14 protein-coding genes are annotated in these 19642 nt (G+C 58.9%); 7 read left to right on the top strand and 7 right to left on the bottom strand.

The window, feature by feature from the left end; translation table 11 throughout:
* Nucleotides 1-69: 69 nt before the first annotated feature.
* The 5 genes from pqqB to ACN1C3_RS30100 all read left to right on the top strand — a co-directional run bounded on the left by pqqB (nucleotide 70) and on the right by ACN1C3_RS30100 (nucleotide 5158).
* Nucleotides 70-981: a pyrroloquinoline quinone biosynthesis protein PqqB gene (gene pqqB, locus ACN1C3_RS30120; protein WP_419119363.1), complete on the top strand. Its 912-nt coding sequence runs from the start codon at nucleotides 70-72 to the stop codon at nucleotides 979-981.
* Nucleotides 982-1188: 207 nt separating this feature from the next.
* Nucleotides 1189-1941: a pyrroloquinoline-quinone synthase PqqC gene (pqqC, locus tag ACN1C3_RS30115; RefSeq protein WP_419119362.1), complete on the top strand. Its 753-nt coding sequence runs from the start codon at nucleotides 1189-1191 to the stop codon at nucleotides 1939-1941.
* Nucleotides 1938-2213, top strand: a complete 276-nt coding sequence (pqqD, locus tag ACN1C3_RS30110; protein WP_419119361.1) for a pyrroloquinoline quinone biosynthesis peptide chaperone PqqD — start codon at nucleotides 1938-1940, stop codon at nucleotides 2211-2213. Before pqqC ends, pqqD begins: the two co-directional genes overlap by 4 nt.
* On the top strand, nucleotides 2185-3357 hold the full coding sequence (gene pqqE / locus ACN1C3_RS30105; protein WP_419119360.1) for a pyrroloquinoline quinone biosynthesis protein PqqE: 1173 nt from the start codon (nucleotides 2185-2187) through the stop codon (nucleotides 3355-3357). The genes pqqD and pqqE overlap by 29 nt, the downstream gene beginning before the upstream one ends.
* Nucleotides 3323-5158, top strand: coding sequence for a S9 family peptidase (locus ACN1C3_RS30100; RefSeq protein WP_419119359.1), 1836 nt, complete (start codon nucleotides 3323-3325; stop codon nucleotides 5156-5158). Before pqqE ends, ACN1C3_RS30100 begins: the two co-directional genes overlap by 35 nt.
* An 80-nt stretch (nucleotides 5159-5238) precedes the next feature.
* Here the strand turns inward: ACN1C3_RS30100 and ACN1C3_RS30095 are convergent, their stop codons facing one another.
* The 3 genes from ACN1C3_RS30095 to ACN1C3_RS30085 all read right to left on the bottom strand — a co-directional run bounded on the left by ACN1C3_RS30095 (nucleotide 5239) and on the right by ACN1C3_RS30085 (nucleotide 7567).
* On the bottom strand, nucleotides 5239-5397 hold the full coding sequence (locus tag ACN1C3_RS30095; RefSeq protein WP_007904205.1) for a YqaE/Pmp3 family membrane protein: 159 nt from the start codon (nucleotides 5395-5397) through the stop codon (nucleotides 5239-5241).
* A 194-nt stretch (nucleotides 5398-5591) separates the two neighbouring features.
* A complete protein-coding gene (locus tag ACN1C3_RS30090) occupies nucleotides 5592-6872 on the bottom strand; it encodes an aspartate aminotransferase family protein (RefSeq protein WP_419119358.1) in 1281 nt (426 codons plus the stop codon).
* Nucleotides 6869-7567 (bottom strand): MOSC domain-containing protein, encoded by a 699-nt coding sequence (locus ACN1C3_RS30085; protein ID WP_419119357.1) that lies wholly within the window; start codon nucleotides 7565-7567, stop codon nucleotides 6869-6871. The genes ACN1C3_RS30090 and ACN1C3_RS30085 overlap by 4 nt, the downstream gene beginning before the upstream one ends.
* A 101-nt stretch (nucleotides 7568-7668) precedes the next feature.
* Here ACN1C3_RS30085 and ACN1C3_RS30080 point away from each other — a divergent pair, with 101 nt between their 5' ends.
* Complete coding sequence (locus ACN1C3_RS30080) at nucleotides 7669-8598, top strand: LysR family transcriptional regulator (RefSeq protein WP_419119356.1); 930 nt, start codon at nucleotides 7669-7671, stop codon at nucleotides 8596-8598.
* A 238-nt stretch (nucleotides 8599-8836) separates the two neighbouring features.
* Here ACN1C3_RS30080 and ACN1C3_RS30075 read toward each other — a convergent pair whose 3' ends face one another.
* From ACN1C3_RS30075 to ACN1C3_RS30060, 4 genes are all read right to left on the bottom strand, one after another.
* Nucleotides 8837-10615 (bottom strand): acyl-CoA dehydrogenase C-terminal domain-containing protein, encoded by a 1779-nt coding sequence (locus ACN1C3_RS30075; protein ID WP_419119355.1) that lies wholly within the window; start codon nucleotides 10613-10615, stop codon nucleotides 8837-8839.
* Nucleotides 10616-10862: 247 nt separating this feature from the next.
* Nucleotides 10863-12659, bottom strand: coding sequence for an acyl-CoA dehydrogenase C-terminal domain-containing protein (locus ACN1C3_RS30070; RefSeq protein ID WP_419119354.1), 1797 nt, complete (start codon nucleotides 12657-12659; stop codon nucleotides 10863-10865).
* Nucleotides 12660-12750: 91 nt separating this feature from the next.
* The gene (locus tag ACN1C3_RS30065) at nucleotides 12751-14040 is read right to left on the bottom strand and encodes a GGDEF domain-containing protein (protein WP_419119353.1); all 1290 of its coding nucleotides are present in this window, start codon (nucleotides 14038-14040) and stop codon (nucleotides 12751-12753) included.
* A gap of 204 nt (nucleotides 14041-14244) precedes the next feature.
* Nucleotides 14245-16437 (bottom strand): cytochrome-c peroxidase, encoded by a 2193-nt coding sequence (locus ACN1C3_RS30060; RefSeq protein ID WP_419119352.1) that lies wholly within the window; start codon nucleotides 16435-16437, stop codon nucleotides 14245-14247.
* A gap of 1362 nt (nucleotides 16438-17799) precedes the next feature.
* On the opposite strand from ACN1C3_RS30060, the gene ACN1C3_RS30055 reads away from it, so the two are divergent.
* On the top strand, nucleotides 17800-19551 hold the full coding sequence (locus ACN1C3_RS30055; RefSeq protein ID WP_419119351.1) for a hypothetical protein: 1752 nt from the start codon (nucleotides 17800-17802) through the stop codon (nucleotides 19549-19551).
* The last annotated feature ends 91 nt before the right edge of the window (nucleotides 19552-19642 follow it).

Genomic DNA, 19642 nt, shown 5'->3' with positions numbered 1-19642 from the left:
GAACATGCGGTACAACGCCTCGGCCCGTCCGGGGCGTTTTATTTTTAGCGTTGGAGTGATGGAGCAACCATGTTTGTCCAGATTCTAGGTTCCGCCGCCGGCGGTGGTTTTCCGCAGTGGAACTGCAACTGCGTGAACTGCGCAGGTTTTCGCGACGGCAGCCTGCGGGCCGAGGCGCGTACCCAATCGTCCATCGCGATTTCCGATGATGGCGTGAACTGGGTGCTGTGCAATGCCTCGCCGGACATCCGCGCACAACTGCAGAACTTCGCCCCGATGCAACCGGGCCGCGCCCTGCGCGATACCGGGATCAGCGCAATCATCCTGATGGACAGCCAGATCGATCACACCACCGGCCTGCTCAGCCTGCGCGAAGGCTGCCCGCATCAAGTCTGGTGCACCGACATGGTCCATGAAGACCTGAGCACCGGTTTCCCGCTGTTCAGCATGCTCACCCACTGGAATGGCGGGCTGAACTGGAACCGCATCGAGCTCGAAGGCGCGTTCACCATTCCCGCCTGCCCAAACCTGCGCTTCACCCCACTGCCATTGCGCAGCGCCGCCCCGCCCTACTCGCCGCACCGCTTCGATCCGCACCCTGGCGACAACATCGGGCTGATCGTCGAGGACCTGCGCACCGGTGGCAAGCTGTTCTACGCGCCTGGCCTGGGCAAGGTCGATGCACCGCTGCTGGAAATCATGGCCAGCAGTGACTGCCTGCTGGTGGACGGCACGATGTGGGACGACGACGAAATGCAGCGCCGTGGCGTCGGCACCCGTACCGGGCGGGAAATGGGCCATCTGGCACAAAACGGCCCCGGCGGCATGCTGGAAGTGCTGGAGCAGTTGCCCAAGCAGCGCAAAGTACTTATCCACATCAACAACACCAACCCGATCCTCGACGAAGACTCCGCCGAACGTGCCGAACTTCTACGTCGAAAGGTCGAGGTGGCTTACGACGGAATGAGTATTGAGCTGTAACCGAGATCGTCTCACGATCCATGTGGGAGCGGGCTTGCTCGCGATGGGATCACTGCGGTGCATCTGCAAAACCGCGTCGCACGCATCGCGAGCAAGTCGGATCGCCGCACCGCCGCTCCCACATTAGGCTCGCTTCGTTTTACAGACTGCGCTGATGGCGACCCATCCCAGCGACACAAAATTTACGGCTGTTCCCGGAGAGCCCAGATGACTGACACACCGCTGTCCCCCGCCGAGTTCGAACAGGCGCTGCGCGCCAAGGGCGCCTACTACCACATCTATCACCCGTACCACGTGGCGATGTATGAAGGCCGGGCGACTCGCGAGCAGATCCAGGGCTGGGTCGCCAATCGCTTCTACTATCAGGTGAACATCCCGCTCAAGGACGCCGCGATTCTCGCCAACTGCCCGGACCGCGAGGTCCGCCGCGAGTGGATTCAGCGCCTGCTGGACCACGACGGCGCGCCCGGCGAAGACGGCGGCATCGAAGCCTGGTTGCGTCTTGGCCAAGCGGTCGGTCTGGACCCGGATCAGCTGCGTTCCCAGGAACTGGTCTTGCCCGGCGTGCGCTTCGCCGTGGACGCTTACGTCAACTTCGCCCGTCGGGCCTGTTGGCAGGAAGCCGCCAGCAGCTCGCTGACCGAGCTGTTCGCCCCGCAAATCCACCAGTCGCGCCTCGACAGCTGGCCACAGCATTACCCGTGGATCGACCCGGCCGGTTATGAGTACTTCCGCACTCGCCTGGGTCAGGCGCGACGTGATGTGGAACACGGCATGGCGATCACCTTGCAGCACTACACCACACGGGTCGGCCAGGAGCGCATGCTGGAAATTCTCCAGTTCAAACTGGACATCCTTTGGAGCATGCTCGATGCCATGAGCATGGCCTACGAACTGAACCGCCCGCCTTATCACAGCGTGACCGAGCAGCGGGTCTGGCATAAGGGGATCACCCTATGAGTTTCGATCGTAGCAAGACCCCAACCTGGCGGACCGGCTATCGTTACCAGTACGAGCCGGCGCAAAAAGGCCATGTGCTGCTATACCCCGAAGGCATGATCAAACTCAACGAAAGCGCCGCGCTGATTGGCGGCCTGATCGACGGAGAACGCGACGTCGCGGCAATCATTGCCGAACTGGACGCCAAATTCCCCGGCGTACCCGAGCTCGGTGACGACATCGAGCAATTCATGGAGGTCGCCCGTGCACAGCACTGGATCGAACTTGTCTGAGCAGGCACTGCGAATACCGCCCAAGCCTGAGATCGGCCTGCCCTTGTGGCTATTGGCCGAGCTGACATATCGCTGCCCGCTGCAATGCCCGTATTGTTCCAACCCGCTGGATTTCGCCGAGCAGGGTCAGGAACTGAGCACTGAGCAATGGATCAAGGTATTCCGCGAAGCACGGGAAATGGGCGCCGCGCAGCTGGGTTTTTCCGGCGGCGAACCGTTGGTGCGTCAAGACCTCGCGGAGCTGATCGGTGAAGCCCGTAAACTCGGTTTCTACACCAACCTGATAACCTCAGGCATCGGCCTCACCGAGCAGAAAATCAGTGACTTCAAGAAAGCCGGGCTGGACCATATCCAGATCAGCTTCCAGGCCAGCGACGAACAGGTGAACAACCTGCTGGCCGGCTCAAAAAAAGCCTTCGCACAGAAACTTGAAATGGCCCGTGCGGTGAAAGCCCACGGCTATCCGATGGTGCTGAACTTCGTCACCCATCGGCACAATATCGACAAAATCGATCGCATCATTGAGCTGTGCATCGCGCTGGAGGCCGACTTCGTCGAGCTCGCCACCTGCCAGTTTTATGGCTGGGCGCAGCTCAACCGCGTTGGCCTTTTGCCGACCAAAGAGCAACTGGTTCGCGCCGAGCGCATCACCAACGAGTACCGCGCCAAGCTGGAAGCCGAAGGGCATCCGTGCAAACTGATTTTCGTCACCCCGGACTACTACGAAGAGCGCCCCAAAGCCTGCATGAATGGCTGGGGCAGCATCTTCCTCACCGTGACCCCGGACGGCACCGCCCTGCCGTGCCACGGCGCGCGGCAAATGCCCGTGCAGTTCCCGAATGTGCGCGATCACAGCATGCAGCACATCTGGTACGACTCGTTCGGCTTCAATCGCTTTCGCGGCTATGACTGGATGCCCGAGCCGTGCCGCTCCTGCGATGAGAAAGAAAAGGACTTCGGCGGCTGCCGCTGCCAGGCGTTCATGCTCACGGGTGACGCGAGCAACGCCGACCCGGTGTGCAGCAAGTCGGAACATCACGGCGTGATCCTCAAGGCCCGCGAAGAAGCCGAGCACGCGACCCAGACCATCGAACAACTGGCCTTTCGCAATGAACGAAACTCACGCCTCATCGTTAAAGGCTGAACCCTTCAGCGCCGCCCAAGCCGTCGCCGCCGGTATCGACTTTGCCGAACTGCGGGTCGGCCCGCATGGCTTGTTCTGGAATGAATACCGCCCCGAAGACGCGGCCTGCCGAATCTGGCACTGGCACGACGGCCAGGCCCGCTGCCTGACGCCGTCGGGGTTCAGCGTACGCAGTCGGGTCTATGAATATGGCGGCGGTTCGTTCTGCCTGAGCGATGACGGGCTGGTGTTCGTCAACGAAGCGGATCAACAGCTTTATCGGCAATCACTGCAAGGTGAAACACCCCAGGCGTTGACCCAGGGCGAGTGCCGTTATGGCGACCTGCAGTTCGCTGACGGACAGGTTCTGGCGGTCGAGGAAAACCATAATCAACACCGACTGGTCGCCGTCGATGTCGCCAGTGGGCAGCGCCAGTTATTGGTTGAAGGCGCAGACTTCTATGCCGCGCCAACCCTGAGTCCAAACGGCCATCGACTGGCGTGGATTGAATGGAGTCGTCCTCATCAACCGTGGACCTCTACGCGCTTGATGGTCGCCGAGCGTCAGGCCGATTGCGGCTGGAGTCAGCCACGTTGTGTGGCCGGTGATGGCGCAGAAGAATCCCTGCAACAACCGCGCTTTGATGAGGTAAACCGCCTCTATTGCCTGAGCGATCGTGCGGGTTTCTGGCAACCCTGGATCGAATCCGAATCTGGCTTGAATCCGCTGCCCAGCGCTGAAGCTGATCACGCACCCGCGCCTTGGCAACTGGGCGCCAGCACATGGTTGCCACTGGGTGAAGACGCCTATCTGGCAAGCTGGACCGAGGATGGTTTTGGCCGACTCGGGCTGTGCCAGGTCGATGGTTCGCTGCAGGACTTCACCGGCGACTACAGTCGTTTCCGCAATTTGGCGCTGGACCAGCAGTTTGTTTACTGCATCGCTGCCTCACCGGTCAGGCCAGCGGCAGTGGTTGCCATCAATCGCGAAACCCATGAGTTCAAGGTGCTGGCCGGTGGAGTTGTGCCGTTGCCTGCCGAACAGATCAGCCACCCGCAAACCCTGCGCTACCCAAGCGGCAAGGGTGAAGCCCACGGCTTTTTCTACCCGGCCATGAACGGCGCGGCTAAACCGCCACTGGTGGTGTTTATCCACGGCGGCCCGACCTCCGCCTGCTACCCAATGCTCGATCCACGCATCCAGTACTGGGCGCAACGGGGCTTTGCCGTCGCCGACCTCAACTATCGCGGCAGCAGCGGCTACGGTCGCGCCTATCGACAGGCGCTGTATTTGAGTTGGGGCGCGGTGGATGTCGAGGACGCTTGTTCAGTCGTCGCCTACCTCGCCGGGCAAGGGCTGATCGACGGTGAAAAAGCCTTTATCCGCGGAGGCAGTGCGGGCGGTTACACCACCCTGTGTGCACTGGCGTTTCAAAATGTATTTCGTGCTGGCGCCAGTCTGTACGGGGTCAGCGATCCAGTCGCCCTGACTCGCACCACCCACAAATTCGAGAGCGATTACCTGGACTGGCTGATCGGCGACCCCGAACAGGACGTTGATCGCTACAACGCCCGCACGCCAGTGCTGCATGCAAGCAACATTCGCGTGCCGGTGATTTTCTTTCAGGGTGAACTCGACGCCGTCGTCGTGCCGCAACAGACCCGCGACATGCTCAAGGCCTTGCAGGACAACGGCATCCCAGCCGAAGCGCATTACTATCCGGATGAACGCCATGGCTTTCGCAAGGCGAGCAATCAGGCCCATGCGCTGGAGCAGGAGTGGTTGTTTTATCGAAGGGTGATGGAACAGATGGATGTGTGATCAGTGAATGCCCGTGAGGCGTCCCGAAAAGGTCGCAGCCTATCGGCGTAGGAGCTGCCGCAGGCTGCGATCTTTTGATCTCAACGCTTGGCGATGATGTACACCGCATGCACGATCCCCGGGATATAACCGCACAAGGTCAGCAGAATATTCAGCCAGAAAGCGCCAGCGAAACCGACCTGCAGGAACACACCCAACGGCGGCAACAGAATGGCAATGATGATGCGAATAAAGTCCATGGGGCAGCTCCTGATGAAAGTCGGCTCGTGTAAGCCTTACAACTAATCGACCTATTGCGCCAGGCAGGGTTCAGTCCAACTCCAGCCACAGGCCATGGACCGTCGACAAAAAAACGCCCCATGCCAAAAGAAACAGGCATGAGGCGACGCGTATACCGCGAGACGGTTCGGGAATTAGAGAGAGAATGGACCGATCAAACCGCTACGCCTTTTCGGCATTGCAGTTGCGCGGTGCGAACCCGGGAAAAGGCGCGGGCCAGCCGTAGAAGCATTTCGTCGATGTTGGCCTTGCTGACCGTTAGCGCCGGGGTGAAGCGCAGGCAATCGGGTTGTGGGGCGTTCAACAGCAAGCCTTCGTAAAGCGCTGCCTTGACCACTGCGTCGGCTGAATCATCGGCCAGGGTCAGGCCCCAGAGCAGACCTTGTCCGCGTAACTCGCCCTGGCCGTAGCGGTTCGCCAAACGAGCGAGGCCTTCGCGCAGGTGATGGCCGGTTTCTCGAACGTGGTCGAGGAAGCCTTTTTCCAGAACGCTCTCGAGCACCACCAGCCCGGCCGCAGTCATCAAGGCATTGCCGTGATGGGTGCCCTCCAGCTCGCCTATTTCGAAACAACAGGCCTTGCCTCGAGCCAACAGCGCCGCCAGCGGTACACCGCCGCCGAGGCCCTTGCCGAGAGTGACGATATCGGCGCGCACGCCGTAAACCTGTTCGGCCAGCAGCGTGCCGCAGCGACCAATGCCGGTTTGCACTTCATCGAGAATCAGCAAAATTCCCAGCTCACGGCACAGGCGTTCGACACCCTTGAGGTAGTGCTCGGTGGCAGGAATCACCCCAGCTTCACCCTGGATCGGTTCCAGCATGATCGCCACGGTCTGCGCATCCACCGCGGCATGCAACGCTGGCAGGTCATTGAATGGAACGTGGCTAAAGCCCGGCAATTGTGGCTCGAAACGGTTCTCGGGATTCGCGCCAGACGCTGACATCGCGCCGAAGCTGCGGCCATGGCAACCGTGACTGGCAGTGATGATTCGGTAGGCGCCGCCGCGGTGCAGTTGACCCCATTTACGGGCCAGTTTGATCGCCGCTTCGCAGGCCTCGCTGCCACTGTTGAGAAAGTACGCCTGATCGCTGCCGGTGCTCTGGCACAAGCGCTCGGCCAAATTGAGCTGACCGCGATGATGCAGACCTGCGCCCGGATTGATCAGCGCCTGAGCCTGACCGGCAATGGCATTCACCACCACTGAAGGGCTGTGGCCAAGGCTGTTGGCGGCAGCGCCTTGAGTGAAATCCAGATAAGCGCGGTCTTCGCTGTCCCACAACCAGGAACCCTGGCCACGAACAAAAATCTGCCGGGGCCGTTCGACACTGGGCATCAGGCACTCGCTGGAAAGGTTGTCATGCCTCGATGACCAACGCTGGTCCGCCGTCAGGTCATCAAGGCTTAAGGGATTGCGACGCAAGTTGAACAAATTCATGCACTCAGGCCCTCAAGCGGTAGGCCAAGCAAACGTGAGGACCAGTCTTCGACCCGGTCGGTACGCAGGCGTTTGATGGCGATATCGCGCCAGCGTGAGGACAGCGCCGGGCAATCCACCAGTTTCTTCAAGCCCGCATGCTCCAGAGGCTCCTGATAAAAACAGCGCAAGGCCCAGGCCACCGTCAGCCCAGGGTAACTGCGCTGGATCAGCTCGAACGGCTGATCGGCGCTGATGAAGCCCGGCTTGAGCACCCGGTAGAACCAACCGCAGCGCCCCGTGTCCTGTGCCTGTTGCGGCAGGTCCTGCACTCCCCAGCGATGGTTCAGGCGATAACACGGTGAACGCGGTTGGCTGATCTGCAGCAACGCACCGCCCCAACGGAACATGTCGCCCAGGCACACCTGCTCTTCCGTCAGCCCGTGAGTCGAAAGGTTTTCGCCGAAAGCCGGCGCGCACCAGCCGATCTGTGGATAACGTTTGCGCCAGTAGGCGTAGTGCTCGACCGGGTAATGATGCAGAGCGCGCTCAGGGCCGGTGTGAAAACGCGGATCGCCGTGTTCGTCGCTGCCCAGGCCTTGCGGCCACAACCAGAGTCGATTTGCAACGGGGTGCTTATCCGTATCGCTGATCAAACCCTGTCCGATATTTTTTGCCTTGCCTATGTAAACACCATCCACGTAAACGGTATTCATCGCGCTCTCTGGCCCTGTAAGCCTTGTGAATGCGGTTAGACTAGGCGTCTGCACGGCCTGCGGCCATTTCGATTTTCCAGCTTTTTCGATAAGAATTACTTATGGATTTTAAGCAACTGCGTTATTTCGTCGCGGTGTATGAAGAGGGTCATGTGGGACGGGCTGCAGAGCGTCTGTCGATCTCCCAACCAGCGCTCTCGCAACAGATTCGCCATCTGGAACAAAACCTCGACGTCAGCCTGTTCGAACGCAGCAGCAAACGCCTGTTACCGACCCTGGCCGCCCATACGTTGTACAACCACGCCCTACCCTTGCTCGACGGCATGCAGCGGGCCCGTGAGGCCTTGGGCAACTTCAAGGGACACGCGCTGAGAACCCTGGCCATCGGCGTGCTACAGACGGTCCACACCAGCCTGGTGCCGCAGATGCTGGAGCGGGTACGCAAAGCGCAACCCCATCTGGTGGTGCAGATCTATGAGCTGACAGGGCTGGAAATCGAAAAACGCCTGCTCAACGGCTCGCTGGATATCGGCATCAGCTATCTCCCGCCACGTCAGCCGGGGCTGCATGGCGTGCTGCTGTATGAAGATGAACTGACCCTTGTCATCCCGGCCGAACATCCGTTGCGCGAATTCAAGAAGGTCTCTATGAGCCAGGCCGCAGAGTTGCCGATGTTATTGCTGGGTGAGGAGTTCCAGGTGCGACAGATCTGGCAAGCGCAGCTGGCCAATCTCGGACGTCGGCCCCAGGTCCAGGCCGAGCTGAACACTATGGCCGGGATCCTCGACAGTCTGCCTCACACAAAACTGGCCACCGTATTGCCCGGCCGTTCACGGCAGGAACACGCCAACAAGGAACTGCTATGGAAACCCTTGAGTGAACCGCGGGTGCCGCTGAAAGTGGGTCTGGTATGTCGCGATGTGCAGCGTCAACAAGCCACGCTGGAGTTACTGCGCACTCTGTTGGAAGACGTGATGAATGGCCCGGATGGGCGTATGGCGAGTCCCGCAACGCTGGAGGTGCTGGGCTGAGAAACAAGGAGGCAAAAAACGCAGGCAAAAGAAAACCCCGCCGAAGCGGGGCTTTGCAGACTGTTTCCCTGACATCCATTTCACTCCGCCATCCTGGCAGAATCCTACGTGTCCGTGTTGTTGCTTTGCGCTTCCTGCGCTACGTCCATGGGAAGTAGATTAGCTCTGGATCCAATCCTGGGAAAGGGGAGAAAGTCAGCACGTCATGTAAGAGAATGCTTACATGAGGTTACATTCCTCAGAACTGCGCCGCGTCCAGCAAAAACAGCGATTCACTGCCGGCCTTGACCGAGGCGCTCAGCGAGTGGATTCGTGGCAACAGGCGGGCGAAGTAGAAGCGCGCCGTGCCCAGTTTGCTGGCGTAGAAATCGTCCTGCGCTTCCTTGCCGAAGGCTGCTTTAGCCATCAATGCCCACATATAGGCATAGGCCATGTAACCGAATGCCTGCAGATACTCGACCGACGCTGCACCGATTTCGTTCGGATTGTTTTTCGCGCGGTCCAGCAGCCAGGACGTCAGATCGTCGAGGGTATCGACAGCGTCATTCAACGGCTTGGTGAACTCGGCCAAATCAGCACTGGCCGTCGCGATGAAATGGCGAATCTCGTCGGCGAACAATGTGTAGAAAGCCCCGCCGGTACCGACAATCTTGCGCCCCACCAGGTCCAGAGCCTGAATGCCGTTGGTGCCTTCGTAGATCTGGGTAATCCGCACGTCACGAACCAATTGCTCCTGGCCCCACTCGCGGATGTAGCCGTGGCCGCCGAAAATTTGCTGGCCATGCACAGTGGTTTCCAGACCCAGGTCGGTGAGGAATGCCTTGGCGACTGGCGTCAGCAAGGCCACCAGGTCATCAGCGCGCTTACGGGTAACTGCATCTTCGCTGAACTTGGCAGTGTCCAGTTGCATGGCCACGTAAGTGGAAAACGCACGGCCACCTTCGTTCGAGGCTTTCATGGTCAGCAACATGCGACGCACATCAGGGTGGACGATGATCGGGTCAGCGACCTTATCCTTGGCTTGCGGACCGGTTGGCGAACGGCTTTGCAGACGATCACGGGCGTACTCGACCGCGTTCTGATAAGACCGCTCGCCAGACGCCAGACCTTGAATACCAACGCCCAGACGCTCGTAGTTCATCATGGTGAACATCGCCGCGAGGCCTTTGTTCGGCTCGCCGACGATATAACCCACGGCCTCATCGAAATTCATTACGCAGGTGGCGGACGCCTGAATGCCCATCTTGTGTTCGATCGAACCACAGGTCACCGGATTGCGCTCGCCCAGGCTGCCATCGGCATTGACCATGAACTTCGGCACCAGGAACAGCGAGATACCTTTAGGTCCGGCCGGGGCATCAGGCAGCTTGGCCAGCACCAGATGGATAATGTTTTCGGTCAGATCGTGCTCACCGCCGGTGATGAAGATCTTGGTCCCGCTGACCTTGTAGGAGCCGTCGGTCTGCGGCTCAGCCTTGGTGCGGATGATCCCCAGATCGGTCCCGGCGTGAGGTTCGGTCAGGCACATGGAGCCGGCCCAGACACCGGCGTACATGTTTGGCAGATAAGCCGCTTTCAGCTCTTCACTGGCGTGGGCGTTGATCGACACACAGGCGCCAGACGTCAGCATCGGATACAAACCGAAGGCCAGGCTGGACGAGTTGATCATTTCTTCGACCTGGGCCGAGACCGCCTTGGGCATGCCCATGCCACCGAACGCAGGATCGCCACCGACACCGACCCAACCCCCTTCAGCGTAGGTCTGATAAGCCTGTGGGAAACCTTGCGGCGTGGTGACCACTCCGTCACTCCAACGGCAGCCTTCTTCGTCGGCGCTACGGCTTAGCGGCGCGATGCTTTTACTGGTGACTTTGCCAGCTTCCTCGAGAATCGCCTCGACGGTTTCAGCATCGACTGTGTCAGCCAGGGCAGGCAGCTCGGCCCAGAGTTTGGCAACCTCGAATACTTCATTGAGGACGAAGCGCATATCGCGCAGGGGCGCTTTGTAGTCAGCCATGGCAAACCTCGTGAGAACTTAACAAGTGATTCGTAGGATCGGGTTTATTCTAGACCCCGAGTGTAACCGAACAACTTTTAAGACACATAGGGTCAGATGGTGACCGTTTTGTAATTTTTAGTCATAGAGATTCTGCGTGAGTTTTGCGGCGATTATCAGGACGCTTTCGCGGGCAAGCCCGCTCCCACAGGTTATGTGCTGACTTGTGGGAAGGGCCGGGCGACGTTCGCTTGCCCGCGAAGAGGACCTAAAGCGCAAACAACTCCGCCGGCAGTTTCATCAAGCAATCACTCCCCGCCTCCACTGCGGCCCGATGGGCGGTCGTGCGTGGTAGCAAACGCTTGAAGTAGAACTCACACGTCGCCAGTTTGCCTTGGCAGTAATCCCCATCGCCGCTGCCCGCATCCAGTTGCGCCTGAGCCACCAGCGCCATGCGCAACCACAAGTAGGCGAGGATGATGTAACCGCTGTACATCAAATAATCCAGGGCTGCGGCGCCAACTTCATCCGGGTTCTTCATGGCCGCCATACCGACCTTGGTGGTCAGCTCGCCCCACTGTTGATTCAGCTCATTGAGTTGCGCGACATAGCCTTTGAGCTGTGGATGCCCGGCATTGGCGGCGCAGAACCTGTGGACGATTTTGGTGAAGCCACGCAGCAGCTTTCCCTGGCTGCCCAGGACTTTACGCCCGAGCAAGTCCAGCGCCTGAATGCCGTTAGTGCCTTCATAGATAGGCGCGATCCGACAATCCCTGACCAGTTGCTCCATGCCCCACTCACGAATGAAGCCATGGCCGCCAAATACCTGCATGCCGTGGTTAGTCACCTCAAGTCCCGTCTCGGTCATGAAGGCTTTGCAGATCGGTGTCATGAAGGCCAGCAGGTCTTCGGCGTCCTGACTCTGTGTTGGGTCGGCGGCCAGGTGAGCGACATCCAGCAACTGTGCGGTGAAGTAGGTCAGTGCCCGATTGCCTTCGTTGAAGGCTTTCATGGTCAGCAACATACGGCGCACGTCGGGGTGGACGATGATCGGATCAGCGGATTTCTCTGGCGCTTTCGGGCCCGTCAAAGAGCGCATTTGCAGGCGATCGTTAGCGTATTTGATCGCGCCCTGGAAGCTCGCTTCGCCCAGACACAACCCCTGCATCCCGGTGCCGAGCCGCGCGTGGTTCATCATGGTGAACATGCAGTTCAGGCCTTTGTTGGCCTCACCGATCAGGAAACCTTTAGCCTCATCGAAGTTCAGTACGCAGGTGGCCGACGCCTTGATACCCATTTTGTGCTCGATAGAGCCACAACTCACACCGTTGCGCTCGCCGGCCTCGCCTTCGGCGTTGGGCAAGAATTTCGGCACGATAAACAGCGAAATCCCCTTGGTTCCGGCCGGCGCATCCGGCAGTTTGGCCAACACCAGATGAATGATGTTGTCACTCATGTCGTGCTCGCCGGCCGAGATGAAAATCTTGCTGCCCGAGACGGCATAACTGCCATCGGCCTGCGGCACGGCGCGGGTCTTGATAATGCCCAAATCGGTGCCGCAATGGGCTTCGGTCAGGCACATGGTGCCGGTCCATTGGCCTGCAGTCAGTTTGCTCAAGTAGGTCTTTTTTTGCTCTTCGGTGCCGTGGGCGTGAATCGCCGACATCGCGCCGTGAGTCAGGCCAGGATACATGCCCCACGAGGTGTTGCTGGAGCCGACCATCTCGCTGATCACCAACCCCAACGAAAGCGGTAAACCTTGACCACCATAGGTCGGGTCCGCTGCCAGGCCGTGCCAGCCGCCTTCAACGTACTGGGCGAAAGCCTGTTTGAAACCTTTCGGTGTCGTGACCACACCATTGTCGAAATGGCAGCCTTCTTCATCACCGGAACGGTTCAACGGCGCCAGCACGTTTTCGCAAAACTTCGAGCCTTCTTCGAGGATCGCATTGACCATATCCGGGCTGGCGTCGATGGCACCTAACGCTGCGTAGGTGGCGTGAAAATCAAAGACATGGTCGATCAGAAAGCGCATGTCGCGCAGGGGAGCTTTGTACTCGGGCATGATGTTTTTCTCCGGCAGCAGATCAACCAAACCTACTGCTGCCAGCGGCCCCGGACAATCACAGTCCAGACGCTGAATGCGCCGTCATCACTCAACCCGCAGCGACGCCCATACGCACTGCGCCGCGACGGTTTTGACCGAATGCGATGACGCAGTTTCGTCCCGCACCCTTGGCGTTGTAGAGCGCTTGGTCGGCCGATTTGAGCACTTCTTCCGGCGTTCGTTGCTCCAAACGCTCGGCCACCCCAATGCTGACGGTTACCGAAACGCTGGACGCCGCGCTGCCGGCTCGGCGCTGCCGGCCCTGCTGATCGTCCTGCGGGCGGCTGTCCTGGTTGCGCAAATGGATGTTGTAAGTGGCAATGGATTCACGGATGACTTCAAGGTGCGGCATGCACTCTTCCAGGGTCTTGCCGGCAAACACCAGAGCAAATTCCTCACCGCCGTAGCGATAGGCGCGACCACCGCCGCTGATCTTCGACAGTTTGCTGGCCACCAGGCGCAGCACCTGATCACCGACGTCGTGACCATGGGTGTCGTTGAATTTTTTGAAGTGATCGACGTCACCCATGGCCAGCACGTAATTGCGACCCAGGCGCTGCAGGCGCTCGTTCAATGCGCGACGTCCCGGCAGACCGGTCAATTCGTCACGGAAGGCCATTTGATAGGCTTCGTGAGCGACTGCGGCGGCAATCATCAACATCACCTGGCTGCACATGACGTTCAGGGTGAAGGGCAGGATGAAGGTCTTGGGCAACATCCAGAACAACCCGAGCAAACCCACCAGTTGCGCAGCATGCAAAGGCCGAGGATTGCGCCAGTACTGCACTGACAACAGCAGGAACGAGGCAAAGAACACCGGATAAGACAGCTGGATCAAACTCATCCACGAACCGTGCAATGCCGGCCAGCGGATCTCCGCCAACCAGGCCAGCAGCGCTTGCGGAAAACTTTGCTCCAGGCTCAGTGCAACACTGCCGAACACCAGCAATACGGCAAAGCGCGCCACCATGTCCTGAAACAAGTGAGTACGTTCCTGCCAGGCGGCGAACAATCCATACAGTAACGGCAGCAGCAGGCAGCAGAGATGAAACACCACGGCCGCGTCTTCACGGACTTTTCCGTTGTCGCGGTAGTAGTCGGTCTGGGTGTCGAGCAGGAAGTAGGCGATGTACACCGTGACCATCAGAAACAGTTCACGTTGACGTCGGTAAACCGCGCAATAAGCGCCGCCAAGCAACAGCACCAAGGTCGGTAGCACGTTGAACAGCGAGGTGAAGAAAACGTTCAGCTCCTTGACGTAGGCAGCCGCAAGCCCCGCAAGCAACAACAGTAGTGAGGGTAAAAAATGACTAAAACGTGCAGCGGAAGAACGCGGCAAGGGTAAAGCTCCGACACGGCATATCAATAGATGGCATTGTGCCTGCATTACTCGCAATAAAGCACACGCATTGTGACCCAGGTCACGTTGCCCTCTCTTTAACGGCAGTAAACGCGTTCTACTTAGCGTTTTAGTCGGGATTTTTTGCGATTAAACCCATGCTGCTGAATCCTGCAGGACTCAGCAGCACGGTGGTTATCCAAATCAAAGGTCGTTGTTGAATGGCTGCAAAGGCCCCTCATTGACTCTGCGACCTTCTGCACCGACGGGTTGGATCATCAGCGTCGCATCTATCGCCTGCCGGCTCTTTACACTGGGATCAAACGGCCGGAGCGCCACGACATTTTCATCACCCACCTGGCCTTGTGGAATGACCAGCGATGGATGATCGAACGGCGCTTTCTCCCAGGCTACTCGCGGATCGGTCAACGCGCCCTCCAGGAACTTGACCAGTGTGTCCATTTCCGCAGGGGTGAAGTTTATAGGGGCAATATCCGGATCGAGGTTCGAGGTGTTGTGCTGATTCGCGCCGGGATTATCGAATCCACTGGTGTTGTTAGCATCCTGGCCACGCCGATCACCGCCGCGGTTGTAGAACTCTACGACCTGTTTGAGCGTCGCCCGGCTGCCATTGTGGAAATACGGCCCAGTCAACGCGATGTTGCGCAGCGTCGGCGTCTTGAAGGCGCCATCGGCCGCATCGCGGAAGCTGACTTTGGGCTTGAGCGTCGGGTCACAGGGTATCGCCGAGCTCAATGGCACTGCGAAAAAGCACACGCCGACTACAAACAGGTCAGGCGCCGGGCCGCCTTGCAGCATGGTGTTGTATTGGCGGCTGAATGACAGCGGGTTACCCCATGGGTCCGTACCGCCGACCCCCAGGTCCTCCGAGGTCGGGCGCACACCTATGTTGTAGAAGGCGTTGTCATAGAGCGTGGTCAGGCCGTCCCCCATCACCATACGTTCGACGCGCACAAAGGGCGAGAGGCGCAAAAGGGTGGCTGCGCCGGTCAATTCCGGTCCGACGTGGCAATTGATGCACTTTCCCTTGCCAGTGAAAAGATTCATACCCTCGACTTGCTGGGCATTCAATGCCTGTTGATTACCTTGCAAATAGGCATCCAGGGGCGCCTGATCCGAGATCAGGGTGGATTCGTACATCTGGATCGCGAGCCCGAAGAAGAGTGGGAAATTGGCCTCTATCTGGCTATACGGCGCGCCACCCAGCGAAACCTGCTGCGTCGCGTTCCACAGCCGTGGCTGGAAGGCCGTCTTGACCAGTTCACGGTAGGTGGGTCGGCGGACAGTGGAATAGGCGGCCAGTACCGAATCGGTTGGTGAGATCCTCTGCCGCTTGAGCATCATATTGTCGAGCATGCGTCGGGCGATGTCCGCGAAGGTGCGCCCGCCGCAGGACATTTCGACTGCGCTGCCAGGAGGTCCCACGGCCTGCGAGGCGGCAGAGGCATCCTCGAGTGCCAACCGCACCTTGGCCGCAACCCCGCTGCTATCGCTGGTAACGAAGATGCCAGCATCGGGATCGCGATTGCCGAACGGCGAGAAGCCATTGAAGACGTTATTGGCCCGACCATCCCAGAAATTGCGCACGTTGAAGGCGGCGTTGATCACCGTAGGTGTGTTGCGCCCTGTACTACGACGGACATTGATGCCATTCACCTGGAAAATACCGTCCGGTTGCTGCGTGCAATTGTCGAAACGCGATTGACGCGGCTTGACGAAGTTGGCGTCGAACACGCCTTGTGAGCCGATCACATCGTCGGTCGAATAGAGGATCGGTGAATTGCGATCGAGCGGATCGGCCAGCACATGGGTCGGAAAGTCGGTTTTCTTGAGCGTGTAGTTCGGGCCGCCCTTGCCACCGGACCGGGTCGCGTATGAGGCCACGTCGCCAGGGATGTTGGACGCTGCGAACGGCTTATTGAAGAGCGACGCGACGTTCGCATTGGTGTTATTCAGGCCGGGGTTGATCTGGTTGGTTTTCCGGTGATCGGCCCCGGCGTAAAAGTGGCACGTCGCGCAAGCGGTGGAGCCATCGCTGCCGACCTCCATGTCCCAGAAAAGGGCCTTGCCCAATTGGATCGCCGCTGTGCGATTTTGCACGTAATCGCCCATCAGAGTGACGTCGCGTCCGCCTTCGGTTCCCGAGGGGTCGGGCGGTATGAAACCGCGCAGCGACTGCAGGGTGGGTGGTACATCCACGTGCGGAGGAGGAGGGGGGGGGATCACTAGCACATTCACGTGCGTTGGAGGGGCGATCACTGGCGTTGTAGCGGCGAGGGCACTCTTGAAGGGCGGACTGACTGCAACCAGGCCCAGGCCGCCTGCGATCGCGCAGGTCAAGCGGATAGTTCGGTGGATACTCGTGTGCTTCATCATGATGACACTCCGGGTTCGGGGGCTGTCCCGTTGCGAGATGAACTTCTGGCCAGGAATCTTGCAGCTCGCGCGAGTTATAACACCGACTCGAAGTTGGCTGGCGTGAGGCATAGTCGAACTGGCAAAGTGCTCTCTTATCTTAGGCCAAATTGAAATATTCTTTTGTCGCACCGTGGTGGGCGTCCAGATAGACTCTAGCTGCAATAGAAAATTTTAGTAGTCGAATTTCAAATATTTTTTTATCGAGCGGACAATTCGTTAGTTTAAAAAAACCACCGAGCGCAGATGAGCAGCAACAGACAGAAAGAGCGGTTAAACCCCCTCAACTTCGGTGTGAAATTCCCCACTATTGGGGGTAAACCCCCAGCAGCATCCGCGTCTTTTTTCACACAGTTTTTCAGACAATAGCCAATGTTTACTGGACCTCAATGGCATATGAAATATTTTTCATACTGCTGGCAGAGTAAATGCAGAGTGAGTTCACCCCCTCAATGAAAGTTGGAGAGCCGGGAAATAATAAGTGCCCCAATTTGCATGATGACATGGGCCGTTTATTTGCACTATGAAGCACCTCTATTAACTCAATAGATGTGCTGCACTCTGCTGTTGCAATCACCTTAGGGGAGCGATCATGAACCACCCTAACTATACGTGTGCGCAGATCGCACTACACTGGCCATCGGCATTGATTATTCTAGGGTCATTGAGTGCAGGTTCTTACGTTGCCTTATTCAACGTCCCGGCAGACATCAAACTAACCATTTCCACGTTAAATAGTTTGATCACGACATTGCTCATACTGTTTTTTTATGGCGCGTGTATGTTTGTTACGGGTCAAGGTGAATGCAAATCAACGGTCAGCGAGCATGCAGCCGGGTGAACGCAGGCTTCCACCACCGCACCGGCGACAACCTTTCCTCCTGTATTCCCCTCCCCCCACAGAATCACGAAAAACACCGCGAGAAAAAATCACGACATTGCTCGGTACCCGTACGAGCGATCTGCGGATGACAGTTGAGGGGATGCGTCTCGGTTGTGGCCCGGCGCAGCAGGCCTCCCCCCACCCTCAACTTCGCGCCACATTCCCCGTGTCTGGGGACATCTCCCCCCACATTTGCGCTCCGCACAGGCCTGTCCAGAGCGCAAAAAAACGACGCCGCAGCCAGCATTTCCGCACCTTAGCGACTGATTGTGCAATCAGGCACGACAACTGCTTTACACGTTCACGGCTCAGGGAAATGTCTCTCGCGAGCCCCAATTCGACACTCGCTCTGCTCCGTATTTTTTGCGCAGGACTAGCGCATCACTGGGTCGGCGAGTCGATTGACCGGCAACTGGCCCTGCAATATTTCGGAGAGAACCATGAGCATATTTGCAAACACAAAGACACTACCCATACCGCCGTTCCACAAGCGATTCAACGGCGTCATCGGTCGTCCCGCGCTGATCGCCGGTGCAGTCGCTTTCGCACTGGTCCTTGGGGGAGGAGGTAATGCATTTGCCAAAGGTGGGGGGGGGACTGCCACGCCCCCCCCGGGCGCAACAGCGCCGTTCGTAACGCCCACGCTCCCTGATCCGGTATTCGCGAACCCGACTGCGATTCACCAATTCGACGTCATTGGCTTCATCCAGAACATGACCCTGGACACCAGCAATGCGGGCTGCCCTAACACCAGCAACCCTGGCCGCTTTGGTGGTACGGTCCAACTCAATGGCGTCACGTATACAGTCCCTTGCAACACTGTTATCCAGATGCCGGCCAATACCCTGACGTGGGCCGAATTCGTCCACGGCGGATCGCTGGCCCTCAGTAAAGTCCCGCCGGCTTACCCATCGTTCGAGATCCATGTGGTTGGCAACAACGTCGGCGCCAAGCACATCGCCGGGCTGATCTTTGTCTCCCAGCAGGCAGCCAACGCCGGCAGCGGCTACATCACCAGGATCGACTACACCAAAGGCAACATCGAGGTTGACAGCGGTAACCCGCTGCAGCCGACGATCATCCAGATCAACGATCCGAATGGGCGCTTTGGCCGTGCCCAGAGCCCTGACCCTCGCTTCTCCGTCGATGACGCCAACCCGACTATCCACGCCGCCACCGGCTATCCGATGTGCGTGCCACGCACGGCAGCTGGGAACGACGCACTCTGCCCAGAGAAAAACCGGCCAAAGGTCGTTACCTCGACCACCACTAACAACTGCCGAAACTTCAGCCAGGCCGGCGTAGCTCCCCCCAAAAGCGGAGAGCTTTCCCCGCCGATTGCAGGCCAGCTCTATTGCAGCCAGTACGTCATGAAGAGGTTCAGCGATGCTACACGCACTGCGACGGACCCCGACCCGACCCAGCAAGCGCCGTTCGAAGTCGGCGACTTCATCATCTACAACGGCACGCTGATGAAGTCGGCTACAGCGGGTGCCCCGGACTACATCTCGGCGCACACGATAGAGGCCAGCGTCGGGATCTACACTCAGCCTGGTACGCAGCCCAGCTACCTGTCTATCGGAGGGTTTGGCGTCGGCACCGCCGACCCCGCGGCGACGGCTATCAACGGTTTCGCGCAGGAGACGCAGAATCGGATTTTCCTCGAAACATCGACTACCGACGTCAAGACTCCGGTCGACATTTATCTGATAGACGTCGATCCCTCGACCGGCGCGCAAACCAACCGCTGGGTGACACCTTTTGAGATGACGGGCGAGTGCCCTTTCGCCGGTGCAGTGGGCTGTTTCGGCGCCACGGGTGGCATCACGACCCAGAACACGGGCCCTCAGCCGCAACGTGCCAGGCTTCGGGCGACCAAGGCGCCGTTTGGGCTCCTCAGCCAGCCGACCCGTACCCTGCGCGTCATGGTGCGCTCACTCTGCGTTCCGACGCCAACCGCCAGCCAGACTGTAGTGGACAATTGTCTGCAAAATGCCAGTCGGCAAACAGTGGCCAACGGTCTGATTGCAGGACAGTATGTGGCGCCGGTGTTTGAGTTCATCTTTCCGGAAAACGTCAAGCCGGGCGACCCCATTGTCCCGAACGACTTCTGGCACCTGCCGTTCCTGCGCAATGGGGAAGGTAAGAGCACCCCGACTGGCGTCGGCCCGCTGGAGCCCACCCCGTGGTGAGCATGGCCTGACTACTCTTGATGAAAGCCTTACAAGCCCGGGTCGCAAGGTCCGGGCTTTTTTCATTCACACTAAAAAAAACCGCGGCTCC

Source organism: Pseudomonas sp. H11T01, assembly GCF_048515765.1.
Lineage (GTDB): Bacteria > Pseudomonadota > Gammaproteobacteria > Pseudomonadales > Pseudomonadaceae > Aquipseudomonas.
Note: the sequence above shows the minus strand (reverse complement) of the source record. Positions and strands in the feature narration are given on the sequence as shown.